The organism is Bradyrhizobium sp. SHOUNA76 (assembly GCF_023006445.1).
Lineage (GTDB): Bacteria > Pseudomonadota > Alphaproteobacteria > Rhizobiales > Xanthobacteraceae > Bradyrhizobium.
On the sequence record NZ_JALBHA010000055.1, the window covers coordinates 1 to 21,932 of the forward strand.

At 55.6% G+C, this 21,932-nt stretch carries 17 protein-coding genes; 8 read left to right on the forward strand and 9 right to left on the reverse strand.

Annotated features, from left to right (window positions below):
* The first annotated feature begins 679 nt into the window (after window positions 1–679).
* Both MOV74_RS09845 and gmd read left to right on the forward strand, forming a co-directional pair.
* Window positions 680–1,246 (forward strand): transglutaminase-like cysteine peptidase, encoded by a 567-nt coding sequence (locus MOV74_RS09845; protein WP_246920846.1) that lies wholly within the window; start codon window positions 680–682, stop codon window positions 1,244–1,246.
* Window positions 1,247–1,510: 264 nt separating this feature from the next.
* Window positions 1,511–2,602, forward strand: a complete 1,092-nt coding sequence (gene gmd, locus MOV74_RS09850) for a GDP-mannose 4,6-dehydratase (RefSeq protein ID WP_246920849.1) — start codon at window positions 1,511–1,513, stop codon at window positions 2,600–2,602.
* Window positions 2,603–2,694: 92 nt separating this feature from the next.
* Here gmd and MOV74_RS09855 read toward each other — a convergent pair whose 3' ends face one another.
* The 4 genes from MOV74_RS09855 to MOV74_RS09870 all read right to left on the reverse strand — a co-directional run bounded on the left by MOV74_RS09855 (window position 2,695) and on the right by MOV74_RS09870 (window position 6,889).
* A complete protein-coding gene (locus MOV74_RS09855) occupies window positions 2,695–4,002 on the reverse strand; it encodes a WcaI family glycosyltransferase (RefSeq protein WP_246920852.1) in 1,308 nt (435 codons plus the stop codon).
* 63 nt (window positions 4,003–4,065) lie between these two features.
* Window positions 4,066–5,040: a GDP-L-fucose synthase gene (locus MOV74_RS09860; RefSeq protein WP_246920885.1), complete on the reverse strand. Its 975-nt coding sequence runs from the start codon at window positions 5,038–5,040 to the stop codon at window positions 4,066–4,068.
* Window positions 5,041–5,326: 286 nt separating this feature from the next.
* Window positions 5,327–5,599: a hypothetical protein gene (locus MOV74_RS09865; protein ID WP_246920856.1), complete on the reverse strand. Its 273-nt coding sequence runs from the start codon at window positions 5,597–5,599 to the stop codon at window positions 5,327–5,329.
* Between the two features lie 207 nt (window positions 5,600–5,806).
* Window positions 5,807–6,889 carry an ABC transporter substrate-binding protein gene (locus MOV74_RS09870; RefSeq protein ID WP_246920858.1) on the reverse strand — a complete coding sequence of 361 codons (1,083 nt, stop codon included), beginning with the start codon at window positions 6,887–6,889 and terminating at the stop codon, window positions 5,807–5,809.
* A gap of 275 nt (window positions 6,890–7,164) precedes the next feature.
* Here MOV74_RS09870 and MOV74_RS09875 point away from each other — a divergent pair, with 275 nt between their 5' ends.
* Window positions 7,165–8,559 (forward strand): undecaprenyl-phosphate glucose phosphotransferase, encoded by a 1,395-nt coding sequence (locus tag MOV74_RS09875; RefSeq protein ID WP_246920860.1) that lies wholly within the window; start codon window positions 7,165–7,167, stop codon window positions 8,557–8,559.
* 54 nt (window positions 8,560–8,613) lie between these two features.
* The gene (locus tag MOV74_RS09880) at window positions 8,614–9,246 is read left to right on the forward strand and encodes a bifunctional 2-polyprenyl-6-hydroxyphenol methylase/3-demethylubiquinol 3-O-methyltransferase UbiG (protein WP_246920862.1); all 633 of its coding nucleotides are present in this window, start codon (window positions 8,614–8,616) and stop codon (window positions 9,244–9,246) included.
* Between the two features lie 57 nt (window positions 9,247–9,303).
* On the opposite strand, the gene MOV74_RS09885 is transcribed toward MOV74_RS09880, so the two are convergent.
* Window positions 9,304–10,941 (reverse strand): hypothetical protein, encoded by a 1,638-nt coding sequence (locus tag MOV74_RS09885; protein ID WP_246920864.1) that lies wholly within the window; start codon window positions 10,939–10,941, stop codon window positions 9,304–9,306.
* Window positions 10,938–12,392 (reverse strand): oligosaccharide flippase family protein, encoded by a 1,455-nt coding sequence (locus MOV74_RS09890; protein ID WP_246920866.1) that lies wholly within the window; start codon window positions 12,390–12,392, stop codon window positions 10,938–10,940. Before MOV74_RS09890 ends, MOV74_RS09885 begins: the two co-directional genes overlap by 4 nt.
* A 121-nt stretch (window positions 12,393–12,513) precedes the next feature.
* On the opposite strand from MOV74_RS09890, the gene MOV74_RS09895 reads away from it, so the two are divergent.
* The 4 genes from MOV74_RS09895 to MOV74_RS09910 are packed head-to-tail and all read left to right on the forward strand — an operon-like array spanning window position 12,514 to window position 17,222.
* Window positions 12,514–13,464 carry a hypothetical protein gene (locus MOV74_RS09895; RefSeq protein WP_246920868.1) on the forward strand — a complete coding sequence of 317 codons (951 nt, stop codon included), beginning with the start codon at window positions 12,514–12,516 and terminating at the stop codon, window positions 13,462–13,464.
* Complete coding sequence (locus MOV74_RS09900; protein WP_246920870.1) at window positions 13,461–14,681, forward strand: glycosyltransferase family 4 protein; 1,221 nt, start codon at window positions 13,461–13,463, stop codon at window positions 14,679–14,681. Before MOV74_RS09895 ends, MOV74_RS09900 begins: the two co-directional genes overlap by 4 nt.
* 1 nt (window position 14,682) lies before the next feature.
* The gene (locus MOV74_RS09905; RefSeq protein ID WP_246920872.1) at window positions 14,683–15,882 is read left to right on the forward strand and encodes a glycosyltransferase; all 1,200 of its coding nucleotides are present in this window, start codon (window positions 14,683–14,685) and stop codon (window positions 15,880–15,882) included.
* Complete coding sequence (locus MOV74_RS09910) at window positions 15,879–17,222, forward strand: hypothetical protein (RefSeq protein WP_246920876.1); 1,344 nt, start codon at window positions 15,879–15,881, stop codon at window positions 17,220–17,222. The genes MOV74_RS09905 and MOV74_RS09910 overlap by 4 nt, the downstream gene beginning before the upstream one ends.
* Here MOV74_RS09910 and MOV74_RS09915 read toward each other — a convergent pair.
* The 3 genes from MOV74_RS09915 to MOV74_RS09925 all read right to left on the reverse strand — a co-directional run bounded on the left by MOV74_RS09915 (window position 17,176) and on the right by MOV74_RS09925 (window position 21,526).
* Window positions 17,176–17,865, reverse strand: a complete 690-nt coding sequence (locus MOV74_RS09915) for an FkbM family methyltransferase (protein ID WP_246920879.1) — start codon at window positions 17,863–17,865, stop codon at window positions 17,176–17,178. The two genes, MOV74_RS09910 and MOV74_RS09915, sit on opposite strands and share 47 nt — an antisense overlap.
* A gap of 651 nt (window positions 17,866–18,516) precedes the next feature.
* The gene (locus tag MOV74_RS09920) at window positions 18,517–19,284 is read right to left on the reverse strand and encodes a hypothetical protein (RefSeq protein ID WP_246920881.1); all 768 of its coding nucleotides are present in this window, start codon (window positions 19,282–19,284) and stop codon (window positions 18,517–18,519) included.
* The gene (locus MOV74_RS09925) at window positions 19,274–21,526 is read right to left on the reverse strand and encodes a polysaccharide biosynthesis tyrosine autokinase (protein WP_246920883.1); all 2,253 of its coding nucleotides are present in this window, start codon (window positions 21,524–21,526) and stop codon (window positions 19,274–19,276) included. The genes MOV74_RS09920 and MOV74_RS09925 overlap by 11 nt, the downstream gene beginning before the upstream one ends.
* Between the last annotated feature and the right edge of the window lie 406 nt (window positions 21,527–21,932).

Below are 21,932 nucleotides of genomic sequence, written 5' to 3' on the forward strand. Positions count from 1 at the left end.
GACAGCGCAATTCGAAATAGCCAAGGGCAGCCTTTCACCGGTCCGTCTAATTCGTCTTCCCTACAACCATAAGAAGCGTCAGCCAGCTTCCGCCCAGGTGTGTTTTCGAGCCCTGGCGTCCCAGCATTCATCGCGTCCCTGACGGAAGGACTCTAATGGTCCGTGACCGTCATTTGCGTTCGCAGGACTGCGAACAGTCGGCTACGCCACAGACTAACTTTCCAAATATCGATGGCGAAGTTGTTCCTATCAGGGACTTGTGGTTAGCCGGGGCCCGCCTCAGGCCGCGATCGCGGCGATCAGCGCCCACGGGCGCATTTCTGCTCAATGTAGTGGGCGGCAGCCTGAACTTCGCTGAATGGATGGAAGGATTAGGGAAACGAAGAGCGGTTCGGCGGACATGCACCGCGCTTCTGACGTACTATATGCGATCGAAGCAACGATCCGGATAGGCCGAACGCTGCCAATCATCTCCGGCAGCCCAACTGCCACACCCTTGCGCACGTTGCAGGTGTTCGAGGCCACAGACTCCTATACCGTGGCGGCCTTCACCTCGTTCAGATCAAGCGCGCGCACGCTGCTCCACGATTGTGCATCGATTGCCTCACAATTGTCATGGCGCTTCCATCGCATCGCAATATACTTCGTCTAGCAATCAGGAATGTTAGGTGAACTTGCGATGTTCAGACATGCGGTCCGCATGCTGGCCATAATGTATTGCGTTTGCGGCCAGCCCGCCTATTCGAACTACCAGTCACAAGCGGTGACGCCACCGCTTTCATTCTCCCAATTCTGCATTCAATATCCCGAGGATTGTCGGCGCCATGACGATCGCAGGATCCGAGACTTCCGCTCTTCAATCCAGCGCTGGCGCGAACTCGCCCAAATCAATTCAACGGTGAACTTCGGCATAGCGCCGAAGGATCCGCCCGCAAGCCGACGCGACGCGGAATGGCAGATATTTCCTGACGAAGGCAATTGCGGCGACTATGCCGTCACCAAGCGCCATCTGCTGCTTCGATACGGCTGGCCCAGCTCAGCACTCCTCCTCGCTGAGGTCGTCATTCGGGCAACCGGAGAGCACCATCTTGTGCTGCTCGTGCGTGAGGGACGAGCAGTCCTCGTACTCGATAATCTGAGTCCGGTGGTCACGCCGCTTGTGGATGCTTTGGATCGGTTCACTATCCTGCGTGCGGAGTCGGGAACGGATCCACAACGGTGGACACGGGAAGTCGCGACCTTCTAGCTGGCCTCCGATCAACCGGGCCAAGCCTCATATGGTCATGAGATCCGATCTGGTTTTTTCCACGGTTTGGAGGCCTCTCGCCCGACTACGGTCAAACGAGGGACGGACACCCTGAAGGGCACTGCGCCTCGCACGTACTCGGCGGAAATCTTTGGCGCGCCGGCTGGAGCCAGACGCTGTTAATCTAAGCTTGATTTTCGCCATTTCGCCCTCCCTAACCAGGTCAATTTCGTGTAAGCACCAATTTCCATTTTTGGGACTGATATGACAAAGAAACGAGCACTTATTACCGGCGTCACCGGGCAGGACGGCGCCTATTTGGCCGAACTTCTTTTGCAGAAGGGATACGAGGTCCACGGCATAAAGCGCCGGACCTCCCTCTTCAACACGGACCGCATCGATCATCTCTATCTCGATCCGCACGAGCCCGATCCACCCTTCCGGCTTCATTATGGCGATCTGACGGATTCCTCGAGCCTGATCCGGATCGTTGGCCAAGTGCAGCCCGACGAGATCTACAATCTCGCTGCGCAAAGTCACGTGGCCGTTTCATTCGAGGAGCCGGAGTATACAGCGAACTCCGACGGCCTGGGCACACTTCGAATTCTCGAGGCCATGCGGATCGTTGGACTGGAAAAGACGACCCGGTTTTACCAGGCATCGACATCGGAACTGTACGGTCTGGTCCAGGAAATCCCGCAAAAGGAGACCACTCCCTTCTACCCGCGTTCGCCGTACGCCGTCGCCAAGCTCTATGCTTACTGGATCACGGTCAATTACCGTGAAGCTTACGGGATGTATGCCTGCAACGGCATCCTCTTCAATCACGAATCTCCCGTCCGGGGTGAGACTTTCGTCACCCGAAAAATCACGCGGGCATTGGCCCGGATCCATCTGGGCCTGCAGGAGCGGTTGTATCTCGGCAATCTCGATGCATTGCGCGATTGGGGACACGCGCGCGACTATGTCGAGATGCAGTGGCTTATGTTGCAACAAGAAAAGCCGGAAGATTTCGTCATCGCGACCGGTGTTCAACATTCGGTTCGAGATTTCGTTAACGTGGCGGCGAGCGAAGTCGGCATGCAGATCCGATGGGAGGGGGCCGGCGTCGACGAGAAGGGTTACAATGTTGCAAGCGGAAAATGCGTAGTGTCGGTCGACCCGCGCTATTTCCGCCCAACAGAGGTCGCCACTTTGCTTGGCGATCCGTCCAAGGCGAAAGAAAGACTCGGCTGGCAGCCCCAGACCTCATTCGAGAGTCTCGTTCGCGAGATGATGAAGGAAGATCTCGAATCCGCAAAACGCGATGAGCTGATTAAGCAGCACGGCTTTAGGTATTTCCCGCGCCACGAGTAGTCCTGGCAGATCGGCCAGCAAGGCAAGAAGCCAAATGAGCGCCCATCGCGGCGCTCATTTTTTTGGACGACAACGAATTGAGATCAGATGCTTTAAGGTGACCGAACGGCATCCTCCACGGGAAGCCCAATGTCGCCGGCAGCGTTTTTCGAGTCGACATTCTTCTGCCCTGTCGCACTGCCCTGCCCTGCCATGGCCTCCGACCACCGGTGCACAATTGCGCGTCGATCCCAACGATCAAGCGCGCGCCTTCTTCCTTCTTCGCCGTAATGCTCACGGAGAGCCGGCGCTTCGCTGAGCTGGCAAATTGCAAGCTCAAGCGCGGACGAATCTCCGGGTGGAATCACCAAGCCCGCATCCGTGACTTCAGCCGCGAGGCCCGTGCCTTCTTCAGCCATCGCAATGACCGGCCGAGCCGACGCGAAGATCGCGCCAAGCTTGGAGGGCAACACCAGATCGGCGGCCTCGGCCTTCTGCGGGATCAGATGAAAATCGGCCGTGGCCATCAATTGATTGAAACTTTCGTTGGGCTGAAGCCCGAGAAAATGGACATTGCGACGTCCGGCAGCGAGCTGCTCCAGCCTCATTTTATGTGGCCCCTCGCCTGCAAGGATGAAGTGGATATGAGGATGGCTCTCCTCCAAACCGATCGCAGCCTCGATCACGAGTTCAAGGCCTTGCTTGTTGGACATTGTTCCGGAGTAGAGCGCAACGATATCGCCCGCGCCCAGCTTCAGCTGCTGACGGTATTTGGTCATTCGCGAACCCGGGCAGATCGCGTTGGTGTCAATCCAGTTTCTCACCTCGGCTGTCTTGTCAGGATTCAACCCCTTGATTCTCAACCGGTTCACCATCGCTTGAGAGATGGATGAAACGTGGTCGAAGGATTTGAGGATCGCCGCTTCGGCTCGAAGCATCCATTTTCGCAAGTTAGGATTGCGTAGCAGACCAAGATCAAATGCCGCGTCCACCTCGAAGTCTTGCACATGAAGCCATGATTTGGCACCGACGCAACGAGCGACGAATGAGACGAAGGCAGCCGACATTAATGATGGTGCGACGGCGATCATAACGTCGGGGCGCCAGGATAGCGCCTCAACGAGGACCGGCGCCCCGCTCGAAAGCGCGAATGAAGCGTGATGAACCAGCCGCTTGGCGCCCGAGGGATGTCCGGGCACATAAATAGGCGTACGTGTCACGCGAACGCCGCGAATATCTCTCGACCTGAAGTACGACGACTTGAACGCCGGGGGAATCTTCCAGGCTGGATAATACGGAGGTGCCGTAATGACCCTGACTTCATGACCTTCGGCGGCCAAACTTTCGCAGAGCTCAGCGTTGTATTTTGCCACACCGATCAGATCGGGGGCATAATTGATGCCGACCAAGAGAACACGCATAAAGCCCCACCCAAATCAAAAGTTCAGAATAAAAAAGTTTCTTGTAGTCTTACGTAGTTTTTCTCAGCGCGTCGCGCTGACTTCCAGATGACGTCCAGAGCCCTTTAAAAAGTCTGCGTAGGCGGCCGCGAGACCGGCCCGCAGAGCGACGTTCGGTCGCCAGCCAAGCCCTCGAATTCTCGAGCTATCGAGCAGCTTGCGTGGCGTGCCGTCAGGCTTTGACGTATCGAACGCGAGCTCGCCCTGATAGCCCACGACCTCCGCGACTGTCCTCGCAAAATCGGCGATCGAGAATTCGTCGCCACTGCCGACATTGATCGGAAGATCGCTTGAATAGTTCTTTAGAAGGAAGACGCAGGCATCGGCAAAATCGTCGACGTTAAGGAATTCGCGGAGCGGCGTGCCGGTGCCCCACACCGAGACGCTGGATACATTGGCGAGCTTGGCTTCATGGAAGCGCCGGATCAACGCGGCCGGGACGTGACTATGATCGGGATGATAATTGTCGCCGCGGCCGTAGAGATTGGTCGGCATGACCGAGATAAAATCATCGCCATACTGACGACGATAGGCCTGGCACATCTTGAGGCCGGCAATCTTTGCGATTGCATACCACTCGTTGGTCGGCTCCAGGGGACCGGTCAACAACTCGCTTTCCGCGATCGGCTGCTTGGCGTGCTTGGGATAGATGCAGGACGAGCCGAGGAACAGCAAGCGCCGCACACCAACCGTGTGACTTGCACGGATCACGTTCAATTCCAGCGCGAGGTTGTCGCAGAGAAAGTCGACCGGGAAATTGTTGTTGGCTGCAATACCGCCAACCTTCGCAGCGGCGTGAACAACGACCTCTGGACGATTGGCCTCGAGCCATTTCAGCGTGGGCTCTTCCTTTGTAAGGTCCAGCTCGCGCCGGTCGGCCGTCAGTACGGTGCAATTCTCTGACGCAAGCCTACGGACGACAGCTGATCCCACCATGCCGCGGTGACCCGCGACAAAGACACGTTTGCCCGAAAGATCGAAGGTTGAAACCCCTGTCATCGTATCCTCTATCAGCGTCCGGTTCGCCGGAGCATCGCTCCCGTGAGATCCGGCTACCGCCGCATTACGCAATCACGCTGCCGATGCAGCCCCGCCAAACTGGTAACACAATCTTCACCATGCGATAGCCTGTCCCGGCCCTCCAAAGATATTCATGGTGAACCTGCGCTGCGCGCACAAAAGGTCATCAGAAAATGAAACAAAAACGAGCAAAGCAGCCGCATGAGCTGTGCGGCTGCCTTTGAACATCGTTGGAAGACGGCAGCCGCCGCCTGTTAGCTCAACCTCAGTACGCCCGGCGCAAGACAGGACCGACAGGCGCGCAAACGCGATCCATGTACCAGCCATAGGGCGTCTCGACCCGCACCAGCGGGCAACGGCGCGACGGCACATACCGATAGGGATAGGGCTGCGCCCAGAAGGTAACGGCCGTCACTTGGCTCTCGCCCGCGAGCAGGGCCGCCGGTGCCGGCATCGGCATCGCGGCGCTTGCTCCGCTCGCAGCACCGAGGGAGACTGTCGCGGCCAAAAAGCCCGCTCGCATCAACGTCTTAAACATCCAAAAAGCTCCTCGCCCCTGCGGATTTGATCCCCGACCGCGCTTGTCAGACCCCAGCCGACCAACGTCACAGTCTGTAAAGCCAACTCCGCGACTAGCCCAAATAGTGAACCGAAGTTTACCAAGGGCACCGGCCGAAATGCAACTCATGCTGGGCGGCCGAGGGGCTTTTGGGACGACATGGCGCACAGGTGTGGCTTCTTGGTCCTATTTTTCCTCGCTCCAGGCGCCGGGGGCAGCGAGGTCGGGTGAACGGCGGTACACATCCCGAAGGAACTGGTAGTTGACGGTCTGAGCCAGCGGCACGTCTTCCTCGCCGAGCTTGGCAAAGATGAGAATATCCCGGAGCGTCCGCCAGCGGCTTTCATCGTAGTCGCCGATACGGCCGCCCGTCGGCAGCACGAGGGGACGCTGCTGCTGCAACTCGAATTGCAGCCGTTCGGAATTCAGCCTGGCCGGGGCGGCGCCGGCGAGAACGGGCACGCTCCGTGCATAGTCCGCGTAGGCAAATTGCCATCCTCGGATGAGGCCCTGAAGAACGTCAGCGATTGCGGACGGCTGGTCATGGATGAGATCATTGCTCGCGAAATAGACCTGGCCTGGGACATGGATGCCGTAGTCCTGCGGCTTAATGACGTTCAGCTTCACGAAACTCGGACTGGAGGGACCGGGCTGCTCGTCGATGGCGGCGACGATCGCATCCACCTCCCCGGCCTTCAGAGCCTCGAAGCTGTCACGGTCCGGGACCTTGGTGATCTGGCTGCGGGGAAGCCCGAGCTGAGCCATCATGGCATCAAAGACGACCTCTCCCTCGCTCGCCCTGCGATACCCGACCCGCTTCCCGACCAGGTCAACCGGCCGCCGCAATCCCGAGCTTTCGAGTGTGAAGATCGCGACCGAGGTATCGAGAAAGCTGGCCGCGAAGGCGGTGACGGCGACGCCGCGCCAGCTCGCCAGCAAGAACTTCTGGCCGCTCGTCACGCCGATGGCATGTTGGCGTGCAATCGTCTGGACGAAGTCAGGGTCTTCGGGCTGGGCCTCCACCTCAATGCGGGAGGAGAAGTACCCCTGCCTCGATGCAGCAAGCTCGCCGGCAAAGCGCGCGCCAAATGGCCCGTCAAGGAGGAGCTTGACTGCGACGGCCGCGGAAGTCGTCGGAGCTCGCACGGGGGCTGCATCGGGGCGAAGAAGGAGGAGCACCGTTCCGACCAAGGCCAGGGCAGCAAGGCCAATGGCGAGGTAGCGCTTCCCTCTCGGCCGGGTCCGCCGCCGGGACTGGGTTCGAGGCAACGAGATCTTCCTAACGGGTTGTGAAATTTAACATATCAGTCGAGGCGAGATGAGCTACAATGCAGCTTGTGGGGTAAGGTTAATTTTTCCTTCGCCTTGTTTTACCAGCGATTTTGACCGATAGCACGGCGTGCTCGGATAATGAATTTTGCGTCAATGAGTTTGGCAGGATGACAATTCTTTCCACACGGCCGGTGCCCGTCGCTGATTCTACGGCGAAAATTGGCGTGGTCGAGCAGGCTCCCGCCACAGCTGCAGGATTTGCGCCGAGCTGGATGCGCCCTGTGGTTGTCGAGCGATTGATGGCGGTGATCGATGCGGCGCTGATCGTCGTCAGCGGGATTGGCTGCGCGGCCGGCTATCACATCGTCACCGCGGGCACGCTCGGCAAGGCGGATGTCTATGCGGCGGCGAGCGTGCTGGTTGCGATCAATTTCGTCCTGCTGACGGTGGTGCAGCACGGCTACCGTCTGAAGAACGTCACCAACTTGGCCCGCACGTTCCGGATGACGCTGACGACATGGACCGGGCTGTTCGGGGCGCTGCTGGCGATCGCCTTCACGATGAAGGTCAGCGAGGAGTTCTCGCGCGGCACCACACTCTCATTTTATCTGGTCGGCCTCGTCGTCCTGCTCGCCTGGAAGATCGCGGCGGCGCGCTGGACCGCGCATGCCTTGCGCACCGGCGCCTTCGCCAACGGCCGCGCGCTTCTGATCGCCGAGTTCGGCCTTGCCACCTCGTCCAACGCGGTCGACGACCTCGGCCAGCACGGCTACCGCCTGGTGCGGGTGATGGAGATCCCGGCCAAGGACCTCGCCTCGCCGCTGCTGCTGTCGCAGCTGGCGCCGCGCTTCGAGGAGCTGATCGCCTTCGCGCGCGAGAACCGGGTCGAGCACGTCTTCCTGCTGATGAACTGGAGCCGGCAGCACGCGATCGACAGCATTCTAGACGCGCTGAAGATCCTCCCCATCCCCGTGCATCTGGTGCCGGACCCCAATGCCGCGCGGTTCCTGCGCTATCCGCTGGTGAGCACCGGCAACACGTTCACCGCCGAGCTGCGCCGCGCGCCGCTGTCCTGGAACGAGCGCGCGCTCAAGCGGACGCTCGACCTCGTCGGCGCCAGCGTTGCGCTGTTCGTGTTCGCGCCGGTGATGCTGGTGACCGCGATCCTGATCAAGCTGAGCTCGAAGGGCCCGGTGTTCTTCCTCCAGACCCGCCACGGCTTCGGCGGACGCGCGTTCAGGATCTTCAAATTCCGCACCATGCGCGTGCTGGACGACGGCCCGACCATCGTGCAGGCGCAGAAGAACGACCCGCGCGTCACGCCGATCGGCAAATGGCTGCGCAAGACCTCGATCGACGAGCTGCCGCAGCTCCTCAACGTGCTCAAGGGCGACATGTCGCTGGTCGGCCCGCGCCCGCACGCGGCCGCCCACAACACCGAATATGAGCAGATCATCGGCAACTACGCCTTCCGCCACCACGTCAAGCCCGGCATCACCGGCTGGGCCCAGGTTAATGGTTATCGCGGAGAAACCCGCACGCTCGACCTGATGCAGAAGCGCGTGGAGTATGATCTGTGGTACATCAATAATTGGAGCTTGTGGTTGGATGTCAAAATCGTGGTCGGAACAATCGCATTAGGCTTCAGGCAAAACGCGGCGTATTGACGATTCAAGTATTAGGCGCAACGAGATATAATCATACGAGCGGCAGAAGGTGACATGAAGGATCTGAGCTCAATATCAGGCTACAAATACAACGACGCTGAGCTGAACGATTCACATTCACATTTAGTGCCGTCGCTGCTGTCTTTCTTGGATAGCGTCGGTCAGCCTGAAAAAAACTTGAGATTGATGGATCTTGGATGCGGCAATGGCTCAATCACTGAGCTATTGCATAGGCGCGGGTATTCCGTCGTAGGTGTCGATCCCTCCGAGGAGGGAATTCAACTTGCCAGAGCAAGATATCCGCATCTCACAATTCATCGAGGATCTGCTTACGACGACTTGGCAAAAGCCTATGGCAAGTTCGACGTCGTGGTCAGCCTCGAAGTGGTCGAGCATGTCTACAGCCCGCGCGAGTACGCAGATGCAATTTACAATCTACTTGTTCCTGGCGGAATAGCCATTATCAGCACCCCGTACCACGGCTACCTAAAGAACGTCGCGCTCGCCTTGAGCGGAAAATTGGACCGGCATTTTACTGCGTTGTGGGATCACGGCCATATCAAGTTTTGGTCCATTCGGACTCTAACAAAGCTTTTGGACGAAAAAGGATTCAAAGACATCCGCTTCAAGCGCAGTGGACGGGTTCCAGTTCTTGCAAAGTCCATGGTCGCCTGCGCACGGAAATAGACTCGACCTCGCTGCACGCATGCGTCCAGCGGAACTCTTTCTAGGCTCTAGCTTCTGCTAGCTGCCCCCAGCAACACGCAACCACGCCCTCGCGTCATGAAGCCAAATGAGCTCCAGCCAAGAACCGGCGGACTCTATCTTCCATTCATCTCGACCGGAACCTCGGATGACAATCATACCAAGTCCGTTCGAGGTTTCAGTTCGCACTATTTTGCAAGTTGCACCTGAACAGGAACCGGGCCGAGGAAGTACCAAGCGCTTATTCCGCGTCAATTCCTTCGAGAATACCACGTGTACCTTGCTGGCGCGTGGGACTTCAAACTCATCGTCGGCCGGATCGAGCAGCAACGTAGGCGCGGCGTCATGGAAGTTATTTTCGAAGGTAGCTTCGACCCGATATCCGCTCATATTTTTCTGATTCGTACGAAGCGGCAGTGGGCTCAAAAGATTGTAGGAGCTATTCTTTCCGCCGAGTGAGATTCGATCCCAGGCTCCAACAAACCCAAAACTCTTATCTATGATGTGAGCAACGATAATATCACTCTCATAAGCATTGATGATCCGAAATGAAGATTGATCCGAACCACTAGACGTCAGCGAGCCTTGTATTGTCCATCCCTGACAAAACAACGAACAGCGGCTTGCACGGAGTACGCAAACCTCCTTAGCTTCGGGCAAGAGCGCCTTCTTGTGCTCGATATGCACGCTAAGAATAGAGCCATAGCACTGCTCAAGCGAGATGTCCTCAAACGAGAACCCCTCTATATCCAACTGCGATAAGAAGACCTCGCAATCCCAAATCCGAATGTGAGGCTCGACTGCAGGTGCTCGATAGTGATAGATCCCGATATCTTGGAGAGTGAGGCTTAGTTGGCCTGCGTTCGTCTTGCGCGGCTGAATAAAAATGGCCGCGCCAGTGAAGTTCCGAAAGCGGCAGTCGACAATCGACGCGGCCCAAATGAGAGGATTATTGAAGAAGCCCGAGAGATAAGAACTAACGCCACGGTATCCCCCATTGAAATGACAACTCTCGATTCGAAACCCCCAACCTCCGCCGCCTCCAATCGCAATTGCTATTGATTTCGTATTATTGCTTCCTTGAAGTTCACTCCATTCGAAACGGAAACCGGAAATGGTCCACTCTGCCCCCTCAATTTCAAGGATCGGACAATTGGCTTTCGCCTGCTTCAAAACCGCGAAATTGCCGACTACTCGAACTCTGTTTAGCGTCGCCGAGACGGCGCCATCGAGAAGATAAGTGCCCGACGGGAACTCCACCGCAGTCCAGATTCCGGCTAGCGTCGTCTGGGAGCACCTTCCCAAGCATCGGGCAACCGCTTCTGTATCGTTGTGAAGTCCATCCGCATATGCGCCGAACCACCTCGGATTCAACTCTCCATCCAGAATTCGCAACCATCTCCCCGTGCTCGATAACTCCGAAGCAAAGATCAATCCAAAGTCCGGCTCGGAATTCGAATCCGGGCTCCATGTAAAGATGCCGCCTCCACCATCGCCTGCTGTGTGATACCCAAGACAAACGGTTGCTTCCGAAAGAGGCGCAAGCTTAAGCCCCGAAACGTCAGGGACAGTCTTTATTTCTTCACCGCGAGATACACGCTCACTCGCTGCGGCGACTTTCGTTGCCGTTCCCGCTCCCATCAAGAGACTGCCTGCAATCAACTCCCGACGTCTCATGGCGCTGCTCCTAAGGGAATCGGGTTCTTACCGCCCATTCTTACCACTGAGCTTAGATGCTCCAGAATCAATCTCCTTTGGAGAACAAGCGTAAGCATCGTCGTCATCACAAATGCCAGTGAGCTATACAGCAAGCTACTCGTACTAACTGGCACGGACCTACTACTGAGGTGGACGATCATTGCCGCAGTCGAACCCAATGCGGAAGCCAAGCACGGGAGCCAAAGAATACGTGCCACAGAGGACCATGTCATTCCAAGCATAGTGAACATGAGCATCAGGGTGCCCATGAATATGACTGTCGAAAACATAAGATACACCCAACACAGTTGAACAATGTTCCAGCCAAACCAAGCGACAGCCGTAAACAACAACAGCGTCAGAACTGTAGTAGCAAGATTGAGCAAGAAAAGGGACTTGGCGCGCCCCCGTATAAGCATTGTCGGCCCAATGTAAGAACTGAGCGATTGTAGCGCTCCTATGGGCGCGAGAATCGCGGCAATCTGCGTAGCGAGCTGCCACTGAGGACCCAGCACGTACGGTAGGATGTATGGCCCCTCAATGACAAGGAAGGCGGTCGTAGGAAAAGTTGCAGTGGCAGTAAGACAAATGACTGAGCCAACAACCTTCCTTGCCTCTCCTGCGTCCGGTCGCAGCCGGCTGAATGTCGCCAAGAGCACACCTGATGCAGGCCAGGTAAGGACCATGAGCGGCAACACGATGAATTGGTAGGCAAAAGCATAAGCGCCGAGCGCCGCAGGCCCAAGCATCGCACCAATTATGATATTGTCGCCATTTCTGAAGAGAAATGTGAGGAGGCTAGATCCAAAGACCCAGCTTCCGAAGCTTAAAAGGCGCCTTGTAGACGACCAGCGAAGATTCGCCCGAATATCAGAACAGGAAAGTAGGAAGAAACCAGCAAACCGCACCGCTTGAGTAATCAAATGAAAGGCTACCAAGCTCCAGACGCCCGCCCCTTGCGCGGCAAGGATAAGCCCACAGAGCGCCCCTGAAGAAATCGCGATTGCTTCGATCGCCGCAAGGGATCGGTAGGCTAACTTTCGCTCAACCAACGCCCTCGGCACTATCGTCGCGAGTGAGAGTAGCGGGACTACCGAGAACGCAACGATGATGGGCCGAACCTCCAATGCCCGAGGATCAGGAAGCAACCACAAGGCGATATTGACGGCAAAGCCAAGCAGCAGAGCAACGAAAACGCTTAGGGTAAATGCGGCTCCCGCTTCATGCTCCCCCAAATCGCGATCGCGCACAACGGCGGTAGATAACCCGAAATCCCCAAGCAGGATCACTAGAGTAACCAGCGGAAGAATGAAGTTAACTATGCCGAATTCGGCGGGCGCCAAATAGTGAGTAAGCGCTACGTTGAAGACAAATTGGAGTAACGCTCGGTAAACGTTTAGTCCCGACGAGGAAATTAAGTTAGCTAGCATGTTGGACGCCTAGATCGCCAGGAGGCAAGATCGACAGTGCCATGTGTGTATCCCGTTAGAATCGACTTTGAAAACCAAATATGCTATTGATCCGAAAAGACATAGGGACCTCTTTCATTCAATGAATATCGAGCAAAGAAATCGCCTACGGCGAGTTGCCAACGTCGTCGACCCCAATCGTTTTCTCAGAGATGGCATAAGAAATCTACGGGGGCACTGGGCCTATCGCGGTCTGAATGTACTTTCTGCGAGCCAAGGAAACGCCGAGCTTAAGAAAATTGTCCAGGCAGGCGCGCCAGCAAGCGTTGGCAAGATTGGTGCTTCCGAGCTTAAAGTTCTTAACCAGTACATCTCAGCGCCTCAAGGCGGGAGCCGTTACGACGAGATGATTAAGGAGGAGATCTTCGTTCATTCTGGGGTCTTCCCAACAAATGACGATCTTTTGGATCGATACGCCGCGGCGATGCTGACGGCCTTAGGCGCGATAGACCTTCTTGCAGTCTGGTACAATCCGGGCGAACGCCAAATCGTCGATCGCGCCTGTCCAAGCGCAACCTTTTGCGAGTTGACCGGACTGGAGTCGTATTATTTTCCGGATCCATGGACGTCTGCGCTGCATGGAAAGCGCGTTCTCGTGATATCTCCATTCATCGATTCGATTCAGGCGCAGTATCATCAACGAAGTTCTGTCTGGAAAGCTCAGCCGGATGTTCTACCCGACTTCGAGCTCGTCACTCTGGCCTGCCCTCAAAGTCCCGCACTTATGCCGAGTGCAGATAGCAGTTGGTTCGAAGTTTTCGATAGGCTGCAGCACTCTGTTGCCGAGTTAGATTTCGATGTAGCCCTTATCGGAGCGGGCGCGCTTTCAATTCCTCTGTGCGCGACGATCAAGGCCTCCGGCAGGATCTCAATACATCTCGGCGGACAGCTCCAAATCTTGTTTGGAATTAAGGGGCGACGGTGGGATTCTCATCCCGTTATCTCAAAGATGTTTAATGAAAGTTGGACACGCACACTTCCCCACGAAAGCCCGCCCGATCGCAACAAGATCGAGAACGGAGCTTATTGGTGAATAGGCTTGCGAGAGTGGACGGAACGGAGAAAACCTTTTTCTTCGTCGTTTCGGGTGATGAAACGTATGGAGTTAGGAGGCTTACCCTCTCCCTAATCGCAGCTCTGGTCAAACTCGGAGTGAATTGTCGAGTCATCTCGATGGCACCAGGACCCATGGCCGATGATTGTTTGGAGGCCGGCGCAGATTGTGAGATTCTCTCTCTCGGGATCCCTCCAAACTTCGGAACGGGATTTTGGCAGTCCATCGGAAGAATAGTTAGTCTGGCCCTTTATCTCAGGCGCGCAGTTAAGGCCGTCTCTCAACGAATGGGTCAATTGAAGCCCGACGCCGCAATCGTGAGAATGCCGAATCTGGTGCCCATTGCGAGCATGGCTGCACACAGCGCTGGCGTAACAACTTATTGGATAATCCCGAACGCAATCAGCGATGGCTATCCTTTCAGGCTGAACAAATGGATCTATGATTTTTGGTTTTACTGGTATTCCGTAAAGCCCTTGGCCAATAGCGCCTTCACTAGGAAAACCCTCTTGAATCGGAAAGTGCAAAGCGCTGTTTTCTATCTCGGAATAGACTCGGAAGAGTTTTCCTCAGAATCTCACTCGCGAACTCAGCGTGCCTCGTTAGGCCTCAACGAGGCGGATATAGTCTTTGGAATATTTGCACGTTTGGTTCCTGAAAAAGGACAAGAGCTGATCATTCGGTCATTAGCTGATGGAGGAGATGAATTCGAGTCCATCAAGCTGTTGCTGTGCGGCGGCCCATATGAAGCCGAATACCAGCATCATCTTGTTGGCTTGGTGCGGTCCTTAGGTCTGGATGGGCGTGTAGTATTCTTGGGTCCGGTTAAAGAAGTAGTCCCCGTCTGCATGACGTGCGATGTCGTGGTGAACTCCCGAATTGACGCCGAGCCTTTTGGGCTTTCCGTCATAGAAGCGATGATGCTCGAAAAACCCGTCTTGGCTCACTCCTTAGGAGGGCCTTCTGAGACAGTCGTCGATGGAGTAACCGGTTGGTTATTTCACGAGCCTACCGTGAACTGTGTAAGAGATGCGCTTCGCCGAACACTGAAAGATAGGGATAAGTGGGCGCGAATGGGTCAAGCTGGCAGAGCTAGGGCAATAGAACACTTCGACATCGCCCGCGTTGCCGCCGACCTTTGCGGCATCGTCGAACGTACGCCAAGCCCATCCAAAAACATATCACGGGCAGGGTGACTTGGGAACACGCGTACTGTGGCTTGCAAAGGCGTTTCCGTACGAAGACTCGTTCGGCGGTGACCTGGTCTATTCGAAAGGACTGATGGAAGGGCTCATAGCGAACAACGTCGCATTGACAGTTATTTGCTTCGCCGAAGTCTCCTCAGAAACTCGGACGACTACCCATGGAATTCGCTGGATCAAGATCCCACTGCAGCATCGCTCTCGCATCCTTAGCATATTCTCAGTCCTTCCCAGCATCTCCCATCGCTACGCCTCAGAACGCTACAATGAAGTTCTTCGAGAGACGCTCAAATCTGAGCGATGGTCCGCAATTGTACTGGACTCCATCGCTATGGGCGTTCTACTGCCCAGTCTGACTCAGACCAAGGCCCAAAAGATCTATCTCGCTCATAACGATGAAACCATTGTACGACGCCAGTTCGCGCGAACCGCCCGCTCCAAATTACGCAAGATCCCATTACTCTGGGATGCCAAGAAGGCTGAATTGCTGGAGAAGGACATTTGCAATCGAGTAGATTGCATCGCAACAATCACTGAACAGGACTCCACTACGTTTCGTGAGCGACATCCGCTCGTCGAAACAGTGGTCTGCGCCCCCGGATATTCAGACATCCCTCAATCGCTGCCTGATTTCAAGGGCACACGAACAAGAACTATTGTCCTGCTCGGCTCCCTGCACTGGGCTGTTAAACAGCAAAATCTGGAGAGCTTCCTTGAGTACGCTTACGAGCGATTTTTGGGGAAGTCAGTGAGCATTCGAATTGTCGGTGACACTCCTCCGCAGTTTGCAAAAAGAATGCTTGAACGATTCCCTCAGATTGACTTTCGAGGCAAGGTTAAATTCTTCGAAGAGCATTTGGCGGATTGTCGAGTTGGGCTCGTCATTGATGAACTTGGCGGCGGGTTCAAATTGAAGATTCTAGATTATATCTTCAATGGGATTCCTGTCGCTGGTCTAATCCACGCCATGGAAGGATCTCATCTGAGACCGGGGACTGACTACATTGGATCGGACACAACTGAAGAACTAGTCTCAAATATACTGAGATCGATGGATGATATTGATCAGCTCACTTCACTACGCAATTCTGCATATGCACACAGCAAGACGCGGTACTCCTGGAGAGGATCGGCAGAGACTCTTCTGCAAGCCATCCACATTACCGAGATGAACGTGAAGGCCAACGCCAGATGAGCACCAGACCGCTGGCTGCTGGCCGAACCGCACATGAACTCTCGCAACACAGCACCGATACCTTGCTGATGCTCTACTTGCTTGGGGCGTATACCGGAGTTTCTATATACAGCGGAACGCAGATACTTGTGCCTAGCGTGGCTTGCATCGCTATCGCAGGCTTACTTTACTGCCTCAAATGGCCGAGCGTCCCACGCCGGTTTATCAGCACGATCTACGCGCTGATCGTGATGTTTACGATTCAATATGCGATCAGCGCCTTCGGGTACGGCGATCAAGACGGAGTCATGCTGCGGGCAACGATCAATCAGATCGCTTCAATCTTAGTTGGCTTCTCTCTAGTATTGCTCTCGTTCGAAATTTCAGCCGGGCGCTTCTCGAGAGTCTTGAAGTATTTCTGGCTCTTCCTAGTAATCGGCGCAACGTTGGAGCAATTCGCTGGCATCGGGATGATCAGCGATGCTTTCCGCTCTCTGGTTTATCCAAAGAGCGCTTATGTTGCTGACATAAGAGACGTGCAGCTATTTGGCGGCGTTAGACCAAAGGTATTTTCGCTTGAACCCTCTTTCGTTGGCATTTGGTTTACAGCGACGATGGCTGCATGGTTGGCCTGCACTGATGCGAGACCGTTTAGCCCTAGGTTCTATGCGGCCTTGGTGACTTGCCTGTGGATGGGATATGTGGTCCGAAGCTCGACGATTGCATTTGTTGCACCTCTATACGTCGCACAGATACTACTACTTCCCTCCTCTAAGGTACGGCGCTCTGGTGACCAAGTTTCCAGAGCAGTCATCGCTGCAGGCCTTGTGGGCGCTTTCATCCTGGTTGGAGTGATTATTGAGTCCCTTCCGCGTGGATTGGCCCCCGAATTCGTATATGGCGATAGCGTTTATGGACGCTTGATCGCCCCTCGACTGGTAACTCAATCAATTCTGGCCGACTCACCCATTATCGGCACCGGCCTCGGGAACCAAGACACACTTTTTACTGCAACTTTGCCGGTTTATCTTTCTAATCGGCTCGCATTCACAGGAGGTTACTTGGAAGCCTCCTCGGCGCGATCATTGATTACAAATAGCTTCTTCTTGCATTGGATTTATCTTGGAATCGTGTTTGGTCTCATTGCTGCAGCCGGTTACGTCAGTTTATTGCGCTCGATCCAGATCGAGTCCGTCTCTTATGTCGTCGCGACCGTCTCGATAATATGGTTCTCCATCGGAGGCTACGTCACGGTCCAGTGCTGGACTCTCTTCTTTTTGTTTGCCATCGCAGCTCGATATCGTGACAGGGAGTTCACGATTTCCCGCCAAGAGCCCGACGCAGCCTGCGAGGCGACATAGCCCTAAGAATATTCGGCAAAAGCATCAGGCCGTTCAAATATCTTTCGTCGGAAACAATGACCAGATCGCAGTGGTCAGGAGGCACTTTCATATCAGACAGTGTTCCGCCCAAGAGCACATGAACTATGCCCAAAGTTCTCAGTTGAGCAACAAAGGCGTCTGGATCGGTATTTGCCCTCTGTAGAGAATTTCGATCGAACTCAACTATCCCGCCGAACGAGGCCGACCTCCGCAACGTGCGCTCCATTCCATGCATCACCTGTCTTTCATATCCTTCAACGTCGATTTTGAAGAGCAAGTTCCGATCGGAGGCGGCCCCGACGCAGTGATCGATTGTTGAGGTCGAAAGGTTCAATCTTTCGTACGATTGTTCACCTCCTCCCTTGAATCCAGAATCTTCGATCTCACCAACAACGGACGAAGTACCAGACCACTTTCTATCGATCACAAACTCAACAGAGCCGGCACGATCCGACGCCACTTCGCTATGAACAATAATATTCTTACGATTTACATGCGTTGAAACACTTCGATCCAAATAGTGTCGGACGTGCGGGTTTGGCTCGAAGAGATGAATCTTTGATTGCTCGGAGTACTTCAGTGAAAGCGATATCTCGCCATAATTGGCGCCGATATCGAGCACGATATCGGGACGGATTCGTTTCGCCAGCCCTCGCCAAACTAGAGAGACACGAGGCTGCGTAACTCCAGAACTTCTTAAAACAGATTGCCCTCGATTGTCTGAGGGATCAACAAAAAGTCTACAGCGACCGAGAAACCTTATGTGCGCTTGGGCTGGCACCGAACCGAATAGCACCGCGTTTCGCAAGCTACGGACAAAATCATGGGCCAAAATTCAGTCTCCGGTTTGCTTCGAAATACGAGCGTTGACACGCTCACTTTTGGCTAATCGAGTAACGGAACGTGTTTACACCGCGCATCGTACCGAGAATGATGTCGGCTCGTTTATAAGCTGGCAGCACAACATCTTTGCAATGATCGGTGTGGAAGTAGCAGATTTTCGCACTGATCTGCCGGAGGCAATTGTTCTTCAGGCTAACTACATGGTCCAACATTTGAGGATTCACAACATGCGCGCGTGAGGCTGCTTCGACGTCCAGGCATGGTCGACCTAGCGCATCACGCAGGGATGGAGCTCCCGTTTGCTCAGCCGGCCCTTGCATCGTTAGCCTCGGCGGCGAGTTCGTCTGAGATCGAGCGGGCGCCGGAAGCGAGAAGAGGAGGATCATGATTATCAAGCGACTTCTGCTCGCCCACCGAGTTAAATACATCATCACCTCCAAGGTCGTTCGTCGACCGGAATGCCTGCTATGGGTAGCTTGATGCCTTCGGCCGCTAACCGCTTATAAAGACCTTGCCTCGAAACGATGTCGGCAGAGACGAGAGCCGCTAGTAGCCGCTCGCGGTAAGGCCACCCAGCTCCCATCAGATTAAGTGCCGCATGTTCGACAAAGTCAGCATCGACCATCTGCTCAAACTCTGAAATGACCGCGGACTGAGTAGCATCACCCAGCGTCGAAAAAATGCCGAGAGACAGTCGATTGCGCCGAAGCGAAATCCAGCCCTCCCGAGGCCCTGCCGCGTAAGATTGATCGAGATAACGGAGATTTTGAAGATCGAATCCGCCACGGGTGGTTTCAACCGAGTAAAGCATCAGCCAGAGGAATGAATCGTTAGGGCTGACGGCAAGAGCCGATTTCACTTCCTCGACGGCGGCTGATATGCTGCGATCTGCTTGCTCCGAGCTTCTGCGCAACATCGCTTCCTCCGCTACCCGAAGCTTAGCCAGGGCAACAGCACGCAAAAGCCCCGGTGGCGAAAGCGCGCCGGCTTGTTCGCTCTCAATTCCGGCCAGGACATTCGCTAGAGCGCCTAGCTTAAATCGATCGTCAGCGACAATTCGCGCAGCGATGTCACTAGCCGGCATCATCTTCCAGAACGCGGGAAGCGCGGTAATCGACCAGATCACGCTGGAGAGGCCGCCCGCGAACAAAAGACCGCGCAGCACCGCAAGCCAGTAGCTCAGCTTACTATTCCACATACCCGTAGCGGGCATAGTATTTCTGGTAGTAGTACCGACCGTGATAGGACTCGTAGCGGGCAAGCGCTTGAGTATCGGCTTTATTCAGAACGACCCCGAGCAACTTGTCCTGGATTTCGGGCGAGCCTCGCAAATTGTGCCTAACAACATCAATGTTGGTCTTCCCCCACTCCACAACGAACACATAAGAATCGACGAAAGAAGATGTGACGCGAACATCGACTACAGGCGCCATCGGCGGCATGTCTATGACCACATAATCGTATTTTGATCGAAGAAGCGTGATCAACGAGTGCATCGCCTTTGACGCCAGGATCTCATTGGTGTGGAAAAGTTTCGAGGTGATGCCCGCCGGTAGGATGGAAAGCTTTGTTTCGGGATCGACAGTTAACGCGTCTTCAAGCTGCACTTTGTTAGCAACCACATCGACAAGACCAATCTTGGCATCGGGCACCAGTGCACGTGACAGCGATGGATTGCGCAAGTCACCATCGATCAGGATCACCCGTGCGCCTCCATGCGCCATCAGCTGCGCGAGATTTGTTGACAGAGTGCTCTTGCCCTCGTTTGGCAGCGTCGAGGTGGTCGCCAAAACACGATTTTCCCGCACGATAGAATTAAGATCCACTGCTACTTTCAGCGAGCGTACAGCTTCAGAAAACCGCGATAATGGATTCTCGATCACATAGCGGAGCAGATCTGGCTGCGGATTGCTCTTCCGGGCAAACTTACCGCCAAGCTTGGATCCTAAAGGTGCGCCACCAAGGGCCGGCAGAATGGAGATGCAGTTCACCCCCAGCACCTCTTCCACCTGCCCGGTAGTTCTGAAGACCTTGTCCGTGAGTTCACGCGCCATGGCCGCGCCGAAGCTCAGTATCAACCCACCGAACACAGCAACAGCAAGGACAATCAATGTTTTCGGAAAGCTTTTCACCAGCGGCGTGCTCGCCGCGCTAATCACGCGTGCCTCCGTGATGGGGAATGATTGCTGTTGCACGCTTTCCATGTAGCGTTGCAGGAAGTTGTCGTACATCGCCTGGTAGGATTGCGCGTTGCTTTCTAGTTCACGAAGCTGCACCTGAGCTTGATTGGTAAGCTGAGATTCCGAAACAACGTTGGCGAGGCTCGACTTGATCGCCTCCTCGCGAGTCTGGGCGATGTCGTAGTCGCTCTTGTAGGATTCCTGGATGCGCTTCAGTTCATCGATGATATTCTTCTTGATCTCGGCCATTTGCCGGCGGAGATTGACCGCGGCCAGGTGATCCGCGCCGTATTTCATCGCCCAGATCGATTCCTTGGAGGCCATGTCGACATATTGACCGCGCAGCTTGACGATGGTGTCGTTCTTCAGCGCGTCGGCGACACTGGCGTCCGGAATCTCCTGCTTGAGGATGTCGTTGATGCGGTCCATCCGCGCCTTGGCCTCGGCGGTGCCTGCATGCGCCATCACGAGCTGGCTGTTCACTTCGGCGAGCTGCTGCTCGTTCATCAGCCGGCCGCCGGTGTCGACGATGTTGTTTGCCGTTTTGAAATCCACCACCGCCTTCTGCGCGGCGGAGGCCTGGGTACGCAGCTCCTTGATGCGGTCCTGCAGCCAGACGCTGGCCCGGCGGGTAGCCTGGTATTTCGCCTCGAGGGAATCGACGATGTACGCGTCGGCGATCGCGTTGGCGATGCGTGCCGCCTTGGCCGGGTCCTTTGAGGTGAAGCCGATCTCCATAACATAGGTCACGCCGAGCCGCTTGACGGTGCGGTTTTTCTCGAAGCGCTCCAAGGCCTTGCGCGTCAGCTCGAATTCGGATGGCGCATGCCCATCGGAAAATAGGCCGGCGACTGCGCCAACTACCGTGCCGAGCAGGCCACCGCCGGCGCCTGTAAATTCGGGATCGTCGGTCAGGTGCTGGTCGCGGATTACGGCGAGGCTGATGTTCTCGGATTTCAGGATCTCCACCTGGGTTTCGACCGTCGCGGAATCGATCGCGATGTCGCCGAGCACCGATTGCTGCTGGAACAGCTGCACCTTGCGGGTATCGATCACCATAGAGGCGGTGGAGGTGAATTGCGGCGCGGCGGTGAAGAGATAGAGCACCGCCACAATCACGCTGGCCGAGACGATCGCGACCATGGTCGGAAACTGGCGGCGGACAATGTCGAGATAGGAGGTCAGCGCCTGCGACGCCGAGCCGTCGGCCTCGGCGAAATCACGGTTGATCTCCGAGGGCCGCTTGTTCACCTGCAACATCCAGCTATTCCTGAAAATGGATCGATGTGTGTTCTTGGGATCAATGTTCGCCAGAAACCTGGTTGCGTCCGGAGCAAGCCGGATGTCAAAGCCCGCGCTGCGCGTAACACTAGCACAAGCCAGCCTACAATTGAACGCGCTCGATGCAGTGCAACGCGCGGTTTACGCGACTTTTTGCATGAAGCTTAACGGCGCAAACGCAAAGCGGCGCCCGCTGGCGCCGCCGTGAAATGTCATGGGCCGACCGAGAGAGGTCAGTTCCGGTCAACGCCGCGGGCTGGTGCTGTTTGTCGTGCCGCTGACGCCATTGCTCGCGTTCGGGTTGACCTGCGTCGCATAGTGCAGGCCGCCGAAGGTGCCGAGGGTGCCGCCCGGTCCGCCATTGGCGAAGCCGCCGTTGCCGGTC

Coding starts and splice junctions, on each gene's coding strand:
- gmd (WP_246920849.1), top strand. CDS start 1,511: ATGACAAAGAAACGAGCACTTATTACCGGCGTCACCGGGCAGGACGGC.
- MOV74_RS09885 (WP_246920864.1), bottom strand. CDS start 10,941: ATGAGACGTCGGGAGTTGATTGCAGGCAGTCTCTTGATGGGAGCGGGA.
- MOV74_RS09855 (WP_246920852.1), bottom strand. CDS start 4,002: ATGCGTGTTCTCTTGGTCGGCATCAATTATGCCCCCGATCTGATCGGT.
- MOV74_RS09860 (WP_246920885.1), bottom strand. CDS start 5,040: ATGACAGGGGTTTCAACCTTCGATCTTTCGGGCAAACGTGTCTTTGTC.
- MOV74_RS09925 (WP_246920883.1), bottom strand. CDS start 21,526: ATGTTGCAGGTGAACAAGCGGCCCTCGGAGATCAACCGTGATTTCGCC.
- MOV74_RS09890 (WP_246920866.1), bottom strand. CDS start 12,392: ATGCTAGCTAACTTAATTTCCTCGTCGGGACTAAACGTTTACCGAGCG.
- MOV74_RS09880 (WP_246920862.1), top strand. CDS start 8,614: ATGAAGGATCTGAGCTCAATATCAGGCTACAAATACAACGACGCTGAG.
- MOV74_RS09875 (WP_246920860.1), top strand. CDS start 7,165: ATGCGCCCTGTGGTTGTCGAGCGATTGATGGCGGTGATCGATGCGGCG.
- MOV74_RS09920 (WP_246920881.1), bottom strand. CDS start 19,284: ATGTGGAATAGTAAGCTGAGCTACTGGCTTGCGGTGCTGCGCGGTCTT.
- MOV74_RS09845 (WP_246920846.1), top strand. CDS start 680: ATGTTCAGACATGCGGTCCGCATGCTGGCCATAATGTATTGCGTTTGC.
- MOV74_RS09895 (WP_246920868.1), top strand. CDS start 12,514: ATGAATATCGAGCAAAGAAATCGCCTACGGCGAGTTGCCAACGTCGTC.
- MOV74_RS09910 (WP_246920876.1), top strand. CDS start 15,879: ATGAGCACCAGACCGCTGGCTGCTGGCCGAACCGCACATGAACTCTCG.
- MOV74_RS09865 (WP_246920856.1), bottom strand. CDS start 5,599: ATGTTTAAGACGTTGATGCGAGCGGGCTTTTTGGCCGCGACAGTCTCC.